General features: G+C 65.7%; 12 protein-coding genes and 1 pseudogene. 9 read left to right on the forward strand and 4 right to left on the reverse strand.

Features of this window, described 5'->3' with window-relative positions; genetic code table 11:
- The first annotated feature begins 395 nt into the window (after positions 1-395).
- Positions 396-782 carry a hypothetical protein gene (locus tag AB5Y68_RS18155; RefSeq protein ID WP_039039362.1) on the forward strand — a complete coding sequence of 129 codons (387 nt, stop codon included), beginning with the start codon at positions 396-398 and terminating at the stop codon, positions 780-782.
- A 159-nt stretch (positions 783-941) separates the two neighbouring features.
- Here the strand turns inward: AB5Y68_RS18155 and AB5Y68_RS18160 are convergent, their stop codons facing one another.
- A complete protein-coding gene (locus AB5Y68_RS18160; RefSeq protein WP_039039363.1) occupies positions 942-2,966 on the reverse strand; it encodes a BCCT family transporter in 2,025 nt (674 codons plus the stop codon).
- 298 nt (positions 2,967-3,264) lie between these two features.
- Here AB5Y68_RS18160 and AB5Y68_RS18165 point away from each other — a divergent pair, with 298 nt between their 5' ends.
- The 8 genes from AB5Y68_RS18165 to AB5Y68_RS18200 all read left to right on the forward strand — a co-directional run bounded on the left by AB5Y68_RS18165 (position 3,265) and on the right by AB5Y68_RS18200 (position 9,937).
- Complete coding sequence (locus AB5Y68_RS18165; protein ID WP_010673595.1) at positions 3,265-3,528, forward strand: DUF2282 domain-containing protein; 264 nt, start codon at positions 3,265-3,267, stop codon at positions 3,526-3,528.
- 59 nt (positions 3,529-3,587) lie between these two features.
- Positions 3,588-4,430: a DUF692 domain-containing protein gene (locus tag AB5Y68_RS18170; protein ID WP_039039364.1), complete on the forward strand. Its 843-nt coding sequence runs from the start codon at positions 3,588-3,590 to the stop codon at positions 4,428-4,430.
- A gap of 114 nt (positions 4,431-4,544) precedes the next feature.
- Positions 4,545-5,297, forward strand: a complete 753-nt coding sequence (locus AB5Y68_RS18175) for a DNA-binding domain-containing protein (protein WP_039039365.1) — start codon at positions 4,545-4,547, stop codon at positions 5,295-5,297.
- Positions 5,294-5,749, forward strand: coding sequence for a DoxX family protein (locus AB5Y68_RS18180; RefSeq protein WP_039039366.1), 456 nt, complete (start codon positions 5,294-5,296; stop codon positions 5,747-5,749). The genes AB5Y68_RS18175 and AB5Y68_RS18180 overlap by 4 nt, the downstream gene beginning before the upstream one ends.
- Before the next feature lie 65 nt (positions 5,750-5,814).
- Complete coding sequence (locus AB5Y68_RS18185; RefSeq protein ID WP_039039367.1) at positions 5,815-6,279, forward strand: GNAT family N-acetyltransferase; 465 nt, start codon at positions 5,815-5,817, stop codon at positions 6,277-6,279.
- 202 nt (positions 6,280-6,481) lie between these two features.
- Positions 6,482-7,777 carry a methyl-accepting chemotaxis protein gene (locus AB5Y68_RS18190; protein ID WP_039039368.1) on the forward strand — a complete coding sequence of 432 codons (1,296 nt, stop codon included), beginning with the start codon at positions 6,482-6,484 and terminating at the stop codon, positions 7,775-7,777.
- Between the two features lie 144 nt (positions 7,778-7,921).
- On the forward strand, positions 7,922-8,479 hold the full coding sequence (locus AB5Y68_RS18195) for a DUF3332 domain-containing protein (protein WP_039039369.1): 558 nt from the start codon (positions 7,922-7,924) through the stop codon (positions 8,477-8,479).
- Between the two features lie 84 nt (positions 8,480-8,563).
- On the forward strand, positions 8,564-9,937 hold the full coding sequence (locus tag AB5Y68_RS18200) for an HD-GYP domain-containing protein (RefSeq protein ID WP_039039370.1): 1,374 nt from the start codon (positions 8,564-8,566) through the stop codon (positions 9,935-9,937).
- Between the two features lie 69 nt (positions 9,938-10,006).
- Here AB5Y68_RS18200 and AB5Y68_RS18205 read toward each other — a convergent pair whose 3' ends face one another.
- The 3 genes and pseudogenes from AB5Y68_RS18205 to mobA form a co-directional block, all read right to left on the reverse strand.
- A complete protein-coding gene (locus AB5Y68_RS18205; RefSeq protein WP_039039371.1) occupies positions 10,007-11,086 on the reverse strand; it encodes an FUSC family protein in 1,080 nt (359 codons plus the stop codon).
- 345 nt (positions 11,087-11,431) lie between these two features.
- Positions 11,432-11,917: pseudogene (gene mobB, locus AB5Y68_RS18210) on the reverse strand (molybdopterin-guanine dinucleotide biosynthesis protein B); the annotation flags it as partial.
- Positions 11,914-12,528 carry a molybdenum cofactor guanylyltransferase MobA gene (gene mobA / locus AB5Y68_RS18215; protein WP_039039373.1) on the reverse strand — a complete coding sequence of 205 codons (615 nt, stop codon included), beginning with the start codon at positions 12,526-12,528 and terminating at the stop codon, positions 11,914-11,916. The gene mobA and the pseudogene mobB, both read right to left, overlap by 4 nt.
- Between the last annotated feature and the right edge of the window lie 91 nt (positions 12,529-12,619).

Genomic DNA, 12,619 nt, shown 5'->3' on the forward strand with positions numbered 1-12,619 from the left:
CCTATAAGAATATTAGATAATTAATTAAGAAGGATATGTCACCATACACCACGCTACCGCCCCTGGATTACAGCTTCCAATGTGCTCCATTAACCAGCGGGCGGGGCCCGAATGGTGCAGTAGGCGCCGAATGGCCAGCATATCCTCAAGTCTCATACGCAAACCAGTCAAAAGTTGACGCAACCGCAAGGAAGCGCTGGATTTTTGCGCCAGCTCAACAATTGAAGTGAAGGCGCCGGGTGGCCGGAGCGGGGGCAAGGATGGGGTTGTCGGCAAGGAAGGGCATTTTGTTGTCACGGGGCAGGGGGACTATAGTGCAGCGAGGCAAGGGTGCCTCGTTTGGCCCGCGTGAGTGGGGGCTAACCACAATGGATAGAATGATGGGAGTGTGACATATGAAGCGGATCCTGATGGTGTTGAGTCTGTGTGTGACGGTCATGGGCATGGGCATGGGAATGGGGGTAGCCCAGAGCGCGACCTCTGGCGCGCAGCAAGAGTGCGAGGCCCAGGCGGCGGTGAAGAAGCTGGCGGGCGCCGCCAAGACCAGCTTTGTGGGCAAGTGTGTCAAGGATGCCTCCGCCAGTGCCAAGGCAAGCCAGTGCGAGAAAGCGGCCGCCGATAAGAAGCTGGCCGGTGCTGCCAAGAACAGCTTTATCCAGAAGTGCCTGAAGACGGACGGGGCCGCCGACAAGGCGACCCAGTGCGAGAAGGCGGCAGCGGATAAAAAGCTCGCCGGGGCGGCCAAGAACAGCTTTATCCAGAAGTGCGTGAAAACCGCCTGAGCCGGTGAGGCTCTGACACCAACGCTGGTTGAGGCAGTGACGAGAAAGGGGCCCTGGGGCCCCTTTCTCTGTTGTGATGGGGGGTGGGGGCTGCCCTCGCCGCCAGTGTGCCCGGCCATAAGCTCTGGGCGGGGAGCTGACTTGATCCCTGCCTGGTCATCACTCTCCCTGGGTTGGCTGGGTATGTTCGGGGGCGCTGCTTAGCAGATCCTGCCCCTCGTCCTGGCTCAGCACCAGATAGCGCTCGTACTGGCGCAAGACGTCGGCACTCAGCTCGTCCCGGGTCAGGTACTGGATGTCGTAACCGGCGCGGCCATCGGCAAAATAGGTGATGGGCTCGAAGATGCGGGCCTCGGGATCGTGGTTGTGGGCCGCCTCCAGGGGGTTGAAGGCGGGGGCGGGGCGGGCCTCGATGCGCACCCCGTAGCAGAAGTCCCGGCGACCCTGCTGGGGCACCAGCAGATGGCACTGATCCGGCCCATCCTCTTCGACCCGGCTGGTGATGCCCCGGGCAGCGAACTCCTGACTCAGGGCCGTCAGGGCGGGCAGGGCGATCTTGTCTACAAAGGCGCGGGCTTCCTGCTCGGTGGAGGGGCGCAGCAGGTGATCCATCCGGGTGCGCCACTGCTTGCCGTTCCAGAAGTCAGTGGCGGGGGAGAGGCGCCTGGCCGAGTGCTCCTTGTCCGCGACAAGGCCGCGGCAGAGTCCGAGGCAGAGCAGCACCATGATGAAGGCAAACGGCAGGGCGGCGATGAGGGTCATGGACTGGAGTGCCGCCAGCCCCCCTGTGCTCATCAGGGTACCCGCGGTGACCCCGAGCAGCAGAGCCCAGAACAGGCGCTGCCAGACCGGTGAGCCCTCCTTGCCCTGGGTAGCGATGTTGTCGATGACGAAGGCTCCCGAGTCGGCGGAGGTGACGAAGAAGACGCTGATGAGGATCACCGCGAGGGCCGAGGTGATGTCCGCTCCCGGCAAGAGGTCAAAGAAGTTGAACAGCAGGGTGTCGATGTTGCCGACCGAGTCGATGAGGCTTGTGCCCCCCTCATGCTGGCTGGCCCAGATGGCGGCATTGCCGAACACCGTCATCCAGAGCAGGTTGAAGGCGGTGGGCACGAACAGGACGCCGAGGATGAATTCGCGCAGGGTGCGTCCGCGGGAGATGCGGGCGATGAAGAGGCCGACGAAGGGGGACCAGGAGATCCACCAGGCCCAGTAGAGCAGGGTCCAGTTGCCGAACCAGCCCGCCTGGCGGGTCTCGCTGTAGGTGAAGGTGCGGAAGGTGAGCTGGCTCAAAGAGGAGACATAGTTGCCAATGTTCTCCGAGAGGGCTCCCAGCAGGTACTGGGTGGGGCCGGCCACCAGCACGAACAGCAGGAGCACGATGGCGAGAAAGAGGTTGAGCTCGGAGAGGCGCTTCACCCCCTTGTCGAGACCGGTGACCGCCGAGATGCCAGCGAGGGTGATAACGACCCCGATGAGGCCGAAGCGAAACAGCTCCCCCGAGGTGTCCATGCCGGTGAGGCGGGTGATCCCCGCCGAGAGTTGCATCACGCCATAGCCCAGGGTGGTGGCGATGCCGAAGATGGTGCCCACCAGGGCGAAGACGTCCACCGCGTGGCCGAGCGGCCCGTGGATCTTCTCCTTGAAGATGGGATAGAGGCCGGAGCGGATGGTCAGGGGCAGGTTGTAGCGAAAACCGAAGTAGGCCAGCACCAGGCCGACGATGGCGTAGATGGCCCAGGCGTGAAAGCCCCAGTGGAAGAAGGTGGTGACCATGGCCTCGCGGGCGGCCAACTGGGTCAGGGGCGTCGCCTGGGGCGGGGAGACGAAGTGGCTCATGGGCTCGCCCACCCCGAAATACATGAGCCCTATCCCCATGCCGGCGGCAAACAGCATGGCGAGCCAGGAGGTGAAGCTGAACTCCGGGCGGGCATCGTCCGGCCCGAGGCGAATGTTGCCAAAGTGGCTGAAGGCGATCACCAGCAGCAGGATCAGGAACATGCCGACCACCAGCACATAGAACCAGCTGAAGTGCTGGGCTATCCAGCTCTGGCCGCTGCCGAAGAAGCGGGCGGCGGCCTCCGGGGCCAGGGAGCAGATGGCCAGCAGCGCCAGGATGAAGAGCAGACCCGGGATGAAGATGGGCAGCGACAGGGTGCATCTGGGAGGGCGAGGAGCGTTCATGGGACACCTTTGGGTGGAAGGACTCAAGACACTATAGGCCCCTCGGGTGCAAAGCAGACAAGGGGTGGACGGCGAGTGACGGGGTCAGCGGCCATGAGCACCGTGGGGGAGGCACTCGTCGTCCTGTTTTTTTTATCGTAACTTATTCCATTAAATCAGATGGTTACCGCTTTCTTGTTTGTTAATAGCAAGTTGATGCCGTTTTTTGGGAAATCTTTTTCCCCCTCGTCCGGTTCTATTGAACGTAGCCGGATGAGATGCGCCGGAGACATCACTCTCGACAACAAGGAATAGAGACATGAACGTGAAAAAGAGTACTGCCATCGCCTCTGCCATGACGGGTCTGCTGGCCCTGGGTGCCCAGTTCATCGCCGCGCCGGCCATGGCTGCGGATGACAAGGAGAAATGCTACGGCGTGGTCAAGGCGGGCAAGAACGACTGCGCCACCAAGGGCGGATCCTGCGCCGGCACCGCCAAGATGGATGCCCAGGGGGATGCCTTCGTGGTGGTGCCCAAGGGGCTGTGCGAGAAGCTCGCTGGCGGGTCCCTGCAACCCAAGTAAGCGGCATGCCATGGTGTGGCGCCCGCCACATCATGGCCCTATCTATTGAGAGCCCAGCCATGAACCCCTTGATCGGTATCGGTTTACGCCCCCCGCACTACGACGAGATCCGCCACACCCTGCCCGGAGTGGGCTGGCTTGAGGTACACAGCGAAAACTACTTCGAGCGCCACAGCCAGGGCTTCGAGGTGCTGGGGGAGCTTGCGAGGCACTACCCCGTGAGCCTTCACGGAGTCGGCATGTCGCTGGGCTCCGCCGATCCGCTCGATGCCGGGCACCTGCGCCAGCTGGCAGCCCTGGTGGCGGCCATCTCGCCGGTGCGGGTGTCGGAGCACCTGAGCTGGGGCAGCATCGGCGGGCGCTATTTCAACGATCTGCTGCCCATGCCCTACACCCGGGCCGCTCTTTTGCACATGAGCGACAAGATAGATCGGGTGCAGCAGACACTGGGCAGACAACTGCTCATCGAGAATCCCTCCTCCTACCTGCAACTGGCGGGGGAGATGGGGGAGGCCGAGTTTCTGGTCGAGCTGGTTGAGCGCAGCGGTTGCGGCGTCCTGCTCGATCTCAACAACCTCCATGTGAGCGCGGTCAATCATGGCCTGGAGGTTGACGACTATCTGGCGACTATCGACCTCGACACGGTCGGCGAAATTCACCTGGCCGGTTTTACCGAGAAGCACCTGCCCCAGGGGCACCTCTATATCGACACCCACAGCACCCCCGTGGCCGAGCCCGTCTGGGTGCTCTACGAGCAGGTCTGCCAGCAGCGCGCCATCCCCACCCTGATTGAATGGGATCTGGCGATCCCCCCGCTGCCGGTGCTGCTGGAAGAGGCGCAGCGTGCCAGCGAGATCCTGAGCGCGGCACAGCAAACATCCAGGGAGGCCGCCCATGTCTGAGCTTGTTTTCCCGCAAGGTACTTTTGCGAGCGGTCTGCTCGGGGAGGCCGCCCATGTCTGAGCTTGTTTTCCCGCAAGGTACTTTTGCGAGCGGGCTGCTCGGGGAGGCCGCCCATGTCTGAGCTTGCTTCCCTGCAACGCGCTTTTGCGAGCGGTCTGCTCGGCCAGGATGATGCCATCCTCGGGCACATCCAGCCGGGACGCTTTGCCCCCGACGCCCTGTTGCAGATCTATCGCAATAACTTCATCCTCGGCCTCACCGAGGTGCTCGCCAGCAGCTACCCCGCGGTACGCGCCATGGTTGGCGAGACCTTCTTTGAGGCGGCGGCACGAGGGTTCGTGCTGGCGGCACCTCTGGAGGAGGGGAGCGTCATGGACTACGGGGAGGGCTTTGGCGACTGGCTGGCACGCTTGCCCACCACGGCCGCGCTGCCCTGGCTCGGGGATCTGGCCCGCTTCGAGTGGGGGCTGGAGCGGGTCTCGCTGCTTGCGCCAGAGACGCGGCACTGGCCCGCCGAGCGGCTTGCCGCCATGACCCCTGAGCACTGGGAGCGGCTGGTGCTGCATCCTGCCTGCGATCTGCTGCTCCTGGAGAGCCCCCATCCGGTGCTGGCGCTCTGGCAGATGGCCCTGCACGGCGGTGAGACGGTCAGGGAGCTGGATGCTGTCTGCTCCCTGGCACTCAAGAAACGCCCCGGACACCGGGTCGACCCCATTCCCCTGGATGCCGCCGCCTGGTGTCTGCTGCAAGGCTGCCTGCAGGGCAGGCCGCTGGCCAGCCTGCTGGCTCAGGATCCCGCCATGGCCGAACACCTGGCCCCCCTCATCACCCTCGACCTGCTGGTCGATCTGGAGCTTGCCCCATGACAACGCAAACCCTTGCCAGGCCCCTTGGCCCCCTAGTTGAACGCATCTTGCCCTGGTGCAGCGGTGGCCTGTTGCTGCTTGCCAGGCTCTGGGTCGCCACCATTTTTCTGCGATCCGGCTGGCTCAAGTTCACGGCCTGGGACAGCACCCTCTATCTGTTCGAGTTCGAATATCAGGTGCCCCTGCTGCCCTGGCAGTGGGCGGCCTATGCGGGCACGGCGACCGAGCTGTTGCTGCCCCTCTTCCTGCTGGCGGGCCTCTTCACCCGTCCGGTCGCCTTGCTGCTGTTTGGCTTCAACGTCATGGCGGTCATCTCCTACCCGGCCCTCTGGGCGGGGGGCTTTCACGATCACCAGTTGTGGGGCTGGATGCTGCTGACCTTGGCCGTGTGGGGGGCGGGCCCCCTGGGGCTCGACAGTTGGCGCCTTGCCCGTCGCTCGCCTCCGGCGTAAGGTGGCCGCACACGAGCCCTGCCTGACTGAGGGGGGGGGGGGGAAAGGAATGCAAAGGAGAAGAGATGAAGGTTCGCGAGGCCCTGGCGGCCGATATTCCCGCCCTGACGACACTGCGCATGGCGCTCTTTTGTGAGGTGGGGGAACTTGCCCGGCCCGATGAGGATCCGGTCCTCAGGGACGCGACGCAGGCCTACTTCATGCAGGCGCAGGAAGAGGGCAGCGCCCGTAGCTGGGTGGTGGAAGAGGAGGGCGAGGTGGTGGCGTGCGCCACCCTGGCACTCTTCGTGCGCCCGCCCTACCCGGGCAATCTGGCGGGGCGGGAAGGGTACCTGCTCAACATCTACACCCGGCCGGCCTGGCGCAGACGGGGAATGGCGAATGCCCTGCTGGTGGCCATGGTGGCGTATGCCCGCGAGCAGCAACTGGGCAAGCTGTGGCTCCATGCCAGCAGTGATGGGCGCGCTATCTACGAACGGTTCGGCTTTGCCGGCAATCCCGCCTGCCTCGAGTGCGTACCTGGCCGTTAGCCTCCTCTTTTTCTGCACCGGGTTGATCCTCTTTCACAAGGGCTGCGTACTGGGAGCCCTTGGCGGCATCGCCGCTTTTCTATACACTGCGCGCCCCATTCGTTTCAGTCGTCCGACCACTTATGTCGGCGCTGGCGGTGCCGATACCCTCTGTGGGTGAGGCCGTGGTGCTCATGGGGATGGTCAACGAGGAAGAAGTGTCATGTTCAATCAGAAGCTCAAAGCGCAGTTGCAGGCATGTCAGACCCGGCTCGACGAGGAGCAGGGCATCATAGAGGCGATCAAGGCGGGTGCCGCCACCGTCATCTTCAGCCCGGAGGGGATCATCCAGGAGGCGAGCACCCCTTTCCTGGCCCTGATGGGATATGGTGCCGCCGAACTGATTGGGCAGCCCCACAGCCAGCTCTGTCCGAGGGCCTGGGGGGAGTCCGGTGACTATCGCCAGTTCTGGCGCCGCCTCGCCCAGGGGGAGGTGCAGTCTGGCACCTTCGAGCGCGTGAACCGGCAGGGGGAGACGCGCTGGCTGGAGGCGACCTATTTCCCGGTGAAGCACCAGGGCCGGGTGACCCAGGTACTCAAAATTGCCAGCGACGTCACCGAACAGCACCTGCGGCTGGAGCGGCTCGAGGCGCTGACCGAGGCGCTGGACCGCTCCCGGGCCATGATCGAGTTCACCCCGAACGGCGACATCCTCCATGCCAATGCCAACTTCCTGAGCGTCATGGGTTACACCCTGGGGGAGATCGCGGGCAGGCACCACAGGATCTTCTGTGACGAGGCCTTTCTGCGCGAGCAGCCCCGCTTCTGGGAGGAGCTGGCCCGGGGCCAGTTCAAATCCGGCCTCTTCATGCGCCACAACAGCCGGGGGCAGGCCGTCTGGCTGGAGGCGACCTACAATCCCATCCGGGATGGCAGCGGCAAGGTGGTGCGGGTGGTGAAGTTCGCCAGCGACATCACCGCGCGCATCGAGCAGAACCACGCCACCCGGGAGGCGGCCCGCCTGGCCCACAGCACCGCCCAGGAGACCCTGCACAGCGCAGAGGAGGGAGCGGGCTTGCTGCGCGCCGTGGTGCAGACCTCTTCCCTCATCGCCTCCCAGGTGGATGAGGCCATCGCCCTCATCGGCCAGCTCAACGAGCAGTCCAGAAGCATCGAGGCCATCGTCTCGACCATCAGCGCCATCGCCGATCAGACCAATCTGCTGGCCCTGAACGCCGCCATCGAGGCGGCGCGGGCAGGGGAGCAGGGGCGCGGGTTTGCGGTGGTGGCGGACGAGGTGCGCCAGCTGGCCGCCCGCACGTCGCTCTCTACCGACGAGATCGCCAGGGTGGTGCAGAAGAACCGCGAGCTGACCGCCAGGGTGACCGACGACATGGCCGGGGTGGCGGGCAGCGCCGAACTCGGCAAGCAGCAGATCGCCGGCGTCGACAAGCTGATGAGCGAGATCCACCAGGAGGCGGACAGGGTCTCCCAGACGGTGTCGGCCCTCTCCATCTGAGGGGCTGACCGCAAGATTGCCAACAGAGTGAGCGATCGGACGGCCAGGCTGAACCCTGGCTGTATGAGGCCCCCCTTCGTCATTGTGCCGCCCGGCCCCCTTGTTTAGGCTGCCGCCTCCTTTTTATTGAGCAGGTAGACAACAATGGCAGTACGACAGAGAGGCAGGGCACTGGCCCTGCTGCTGGGAATGGGGGCGAGCCTGGGGCTCGGTGGTTGCATGGGCCAGATGGGCCTCTCTTCCATGGTGACCAAGGGCAACCTCAGCGTGGTGGACAATCGCTACGGCCGTGCCGGCGTCTTCGTGCTCCTTTCCCCCGTCTATGGCTTGGCGGCCACGGCGGATCTCTTCGTGTTCAACACCATCGAATTCTGGTCCGGCAAGAACCCCATTACCGGCAAGTCGCCCGCCCTGGTGGATCAGAAGAGCGATGCGATCATCAAGGTGAACCCGCACCTGGATCCTGCCCTCAACCAGGTGCCGCTGGCCCTGCTGCCCCAAGGGGTGCGCGAGGTACAGGTGAGCTACCCGGACGAGCGCACCGCCCAGATGGAGATCCACTATATCGACGGTCAGCGCAGCCTGATGCGGGGAGAGATGCGCGGGGAGCGACTGGATCTCTACCTGGACGACAAACTGGTCTCGACCCTGAGCCGCGAGCAGCGCGATGCGGCGGCAAGTCGGGGAGCGGGGCAGGCATAATTTGTCGCGCCCCTGATCCTTTACTCCCGACAAATGCTATACATGCCTGCGGGCAAGTACGCCCCGATGTAGAGGGAGTGGGCTATGACGGTAAACGGGTTGCGTTTGGCAGAGCTGATTGGTTCTCTCAGTCATGCCCTGGACATGACGGAAGGGCAGCCGAGAGGCCACTGCATCCGCTGCTGCTGGATAGGCTCTCGTCTGGGGGAGCAACTGGGACTGGATGCCCGGCAGCGCCACGACCTCTACTACACCCTGTTGCTCAAGGATCTGGGGTGCAGCAGCAATGCCGCCCGCATCTGCGAGCTCTATCTCACCGACGATCTTCACTTCAAGCGCGACTTCAAGCTGGTGGATGGCTCCCTCTCCGAGGTGGTCAACTTCGTGCTGGGCCACACCGGCTTGCAGGCGGATCTGCTGGGCCGTTTTCGCAGCCTGTTCCACATCTTTCGCAACGGGGATCAGATAGCCAACGAGCTGATCCTGACCCGCTGCCACCGGGGGGCGGACATCGCCCGCCAGTTGCGTTTCAGCGACGAGGTGGCCCAGGGGATCCTCTCCCTGGATGAGCACTGGAGCGGCAAAGGGCGGCCGCAACAACTGGCGGGGGAGGCCATTCCGCTCTTCTCCCGCATCGCCCTGCTCTGTCAGGTGGTGGACGTGTTTCACGCCGCCGCCGGGCCGGACGCGGCGATGAGGGAGCTGCGCGAGCGCAGCGGCAACTGGTTTGATCCCGCCCTGGTCAGGGCCTTCGAGGCGCTGGCCGATGACGCCTTCTGGCAAGGGCTGGCGGATCCCGCGTTGGCGGAGCGGGTCTTCGCCCACCCGGCGGGGCAGGGGGAGGTGGCGCTGGATGAGGATTATCTGGACGAGATAGCGGCGGCCTTCGGCCAGGTGGTGGACTCCAAGAGCCCCTATACCGCGGGGCACAGCGGCAGGGTGGCGCTCTATGCCGACATCCTCGCCGCCCAGATGGGGCTGTCCGAGGCGCGGCGGCGCTGGCTCAAGCGGGGTGCCCTGCTTCACGATGTGGGCAAGCTCGGGGTGAGCAACGCCATCCTCGACAAGCCGGGCAAGCTTGACGAGCAGGAGTGGGCGGCGGTGCAGATGCATGCCGCCTACACCGAGGAGATCCTGAGCCGCATCGGCGCCTTCGAGGAGCTGGCCCAGGTGGCTGGCGCCCACCATGAGCGACTCGACGGCAAGGGCTACCCCAAGGGGCTCAAGGGGGAGGCGATCACCCTGGAGACGCGCATCATCACCACCGCCGACATCTTCGATGCCATCACCGCCAAGCGCCCCTATCGGGATGCCATCCCGGTGCCGCGGGCCCTGGAGATGATGGCGGAAAACCTGGGCACGGCCATCGACCCCGACTGCTTTGCCGCCCTGAAGGCGGGGATAGAGGACTTCTCCCTCTACCTCACTCCGGAGCAGCCCCTGGCTCGTGCAAGCTAAGGCGCGAGCCCGAGACAAGCAAGCCCCGCATCGGCGGGGCTTTTTTGTGGGCGGTTGCAGGCGGCGCGGTCAGGGGCGGGCCGAGGGCTTGGCATAGGGTTGCAGCACCAGCCCCAGCAGGCGATGGAGGTGGGCGAGCTGCTCGATGAGATGGAGATTGAGCCAGAGGTAGCCGCCAAGAGTGGGGTCGTGTCCCTGGCCTGGTGCCTGGCTTGCGTCCCCATCGAGCCGGGCGGCGGCGGCTTGCAGGCGGCCGATGGCCTGGTCGGCCGCCGTGGTATCGCCGCTCTTGAGCATGAGGGCGAGTTCGGTGAGCACCGACTCCGTCGCCTGCTGGCAGGCGCGAAGCCCCGGGTGGCTCTGCATCAGGAAGTGGCTCTGGCGATCCCGCCAATAAGTGTTGGCCAGCATCTCCAGGGTGCAGACGCTGTTGCGAAGGGTGGTCTGGGTCGCCTCGAACAGCGGGCTGCCAAGGCGGGTCTCCTTGACCGCCGGGGCCAGCAGGGGGCGCAGGCTGACTATTTTGGCGAGCAGGCGGGCATGGCTTCGGGTGAGCCTGGGGCGCTCCAGCACGTTGGGGGAGAGGTGGGTGTGGTAGAGCCGCCCGGCCTGCTGCAGGGTGTCGTGCATCTGCAGACGCCAGTGGGTATAGGCCCGCTGGGGGTAGATGCTGCAAAACAGCAGGGCCAGCACCGATCCCAGGATGACGTCGCCACTGCGCCAGAGCGCGGTCTCGATGTCCCCTGGCACCCCGCCGACGATGACCCCCAGGGTGATGCCGATGAGCAGCCCCACATAGGGGCGCTTGCCGAGCGCCAGGTAGCCGCACAGGAACATGATGGCGCAGCACCAGGCCAGCATCAGGGGCAGGGAGTAGAGCTCCAGATAGAGGGCCACCACCCCGCAGGCGGCGCCAAAGACGGTGCCCACCACCCGTTGCAGGGCGCGCGACAGCACGTTGCCCCAGAACGAGATGGGGCCCATCACCACCACCAGGGTGATGAGGGGCCAGGTGCTCTCCGGCAGCTTGAGCTCCCGGGTCAGCAGGAAGGTGAGGGTGAAGGCCAGGGCGATGCGCAGGCCGTGGACCAGGCGGTAGCGGCCATAGATGAGCAGATCGAAGCGGGAGAGCGGGGCATTGAGGCGCAAGGGCGTTCTCTTATCTCGGGTCAGGGTTGTGAGGATAGCAAGGGGGACGGCATTCGCCTTGACCTGCGTCGTTTCCCCGGTTCATACGGGCGCACCTGTCGGCAGGCGCACCATGACCCGCTCGCCGGGGGGAAGGGCCGCGCTACCCGGCGCCCGTTCGATGCGGCAGTTGGCACTGTCGTGGCCCCCATCCACCGGGCGCACCAGCAGGGTGCCCGCCTCGTCCTGACTGAGCAAGCCGGGCACAACGCCCTGCTCTGCCGATGGGGGCAGGGCCGCCAGCAGCCGGGCGCAGAGGCGAAGGGGCGGCGGGGCCTGACGGGGGGCGTGCGGGGGCAACCGGGCGCAGATGAAGTCGGCGATGGCCTCCAGATCCTCGAAGGGGAACCGGGGCAGGGTCGTGGCCTGGGGAGCGTCGCTCACGAGGGCGACGATGTCAGGATCATCGGGGAAGAGCAGGGGCCGGCCGATGGCGGCGCGATACAGCTCCACCTTGGGAAAGCGCCTGTGCTTGAACCCCTCGACCAACAGCAGATCCAGGGCGCTCGCATCGAAGCGGGCCAGCAGCGCCTCGAAGGGGGGCTCCCCCTCCGGGGTCTCCCGGATCAGGGCGTGGCGCCGGTCGGAGGCCGCCATCACCTGGGTGGCGCCCGCCTGGCGCAGGCGGTGGCTGTCCTTGCCGGGCTGGTCCATGTCAAAGGCGTGGTGGGTGTGCTTGAGCACCCCGAGGCGCAGACCGCGCGCCACCAGGCGCGGGATGAGGCGCTCCAGCAGGGTGGTCTTGCCGGTGCCGCTCCAGGCGACGAAGCCGAGCAGGGGCAGGGGGCTCATGGCGCGCCCCCTTCCCGCAGCCTCGCCTCCCAGGCGGCGAGTTCGGCCGGGCTGTTGAGGTTGACGAAGGCGTCGGGCAGATCGGCAAAGGGCACCACCGCCATCCGGTGGCGGGCAAACCAGGCCCCGGTCTTGCGCTCCCCGTCCGCCAGCGCCTGTTGCAGGGAGGGGCACAGGGCGCGGCGCAGCAGGGCGACCACGGGCTGGAGGTGCTCCCCGTCGTGGGCCACCACCAGATCGGTGTCCGGGGTGATGGCGGCGCGAAAGCGGGTCATCAGATCAAGGGGCAGGGCGGGGCCGTCACAGGGGACGAACAGCACCCAGTCGTGACGGGCCGCCGTCAGCCCCGCCAGCATGCCGGCCAGCGGCCCCTGGAAGTCGGTTTGCGCGTCTCCGATGACGGGAGCAAGTTGCCGGTAGCGAGCCTGGCTGCGGTTGGCGTTGATCAGCACCTCGTCCACCTGGGGACGCAGGCGGGTCAGCACGTGCTGGATCAGGGGAGTGCCCGCGAGGGGCACCCAGCCCTTGTCATCGCCCCCCATGCGGGTGGCGCGACCGCCCGCGAGGATGACGCCGCTGACGAGAAAAGCGGGGGAAGAGGAAGGGGTCATGGTGCTCCGTTACTCGCAAAGGGATGCCCACAGGGGCGTGTCGGGATCTTGCGCCAAGGCGGGCGCGTGAGCAACCTTCGGCTGCCCCGGC

It is taken from the genome of Aeromonas sp. R6-1, from assembly GCF_040908165.1.
Lineage (GTDB): Bacteria > Pseudomonadota > Gammaproteobacteria > Enterobacterales > Aeromonadaceae > Aeromonas > Aeromonas caviae.

Bases quoted from the DNA above. Each gene is read 5' to 3' on its own strand.
- AB5Y68_RS18155 (WP_039039362.1), top strand. From the start codon at position 396: ATGAAGCGGATCCTGATGGTGTTGAGTCTGTGTGTGACGGTCATGGGC.
- AB5Y68_RS18160 (WP_039039363.1), bottom strand. From the start codon at position 2,966: ATGAACGCTCCTCGCCCTCCCAGATGCACCCTGTCGCTGCCCATCTTC.
- AB5Y68_RS18165 (WP_010673595.1), top strand. From the start codon at position 3,265: ATGAACGTGAAAAAGAGTACTGCCATCGCCTCTGCCATGACGGGTCTG.
- AB5Y68_RS18170 (WP_039039364.1), top strand. From the start codon at position 3,588: ATGAACCCCTTGATCGGTATCGGTTTACGCCCCCCGCACTACGACGAG.
- AB5Y68_RS18175 (WP_039039365.1), top strand. From the start codon at position 4,545: ATGTCTGAGCTTGCTTCCCTGCAACGCGCTTTTGCGAGCGGTCTGCTC.
- AB5Y68_RS18180 (WP_039039366.1), top strand. From the start codon at position 5,294: ATGACAACGCAAACCCTTGCCAGGCCCCTTGGCCCCCTAGTTGAACGC.
- AB5Y68_RS18185 (WP_039039367.1), top strand. From the start codon at position 5,815: ATGAAGGTTCGCGAGGCCCTGGCGGCCGATATTCCCGCCCTGACGACA.
- AB5Y68_RS18190 (WP_039039368.1), top strand. From the start codon at position 6,482: ATGTTCAATCAGAAGCTCAAAGCGCAGTTGCAGGCATGTCAGACCCGG.
- AB5Y68_RS18195 (WP_039039369.1), top strand. From the start codon at position 7,922: ATGGCAGTACGACAGAGAGGCAGGGCACTGGCCCTGCTGCTGGGAATG.
- AB5Y68_RS18200 (WP_039039370.1), top strand. From the start codon at position 8,564: ATGACGGTAAACGGGTTGCGTTTGGCAGAGCTGATTGGTTCTCTCAGT.
- mobA (WP_039039373.1), bottom strand. From the start codon at position 12,528: ATGACCCCTTCCTCTTCCCCCGCTTTTCTCGTCAGCGGCGTCATCCTC.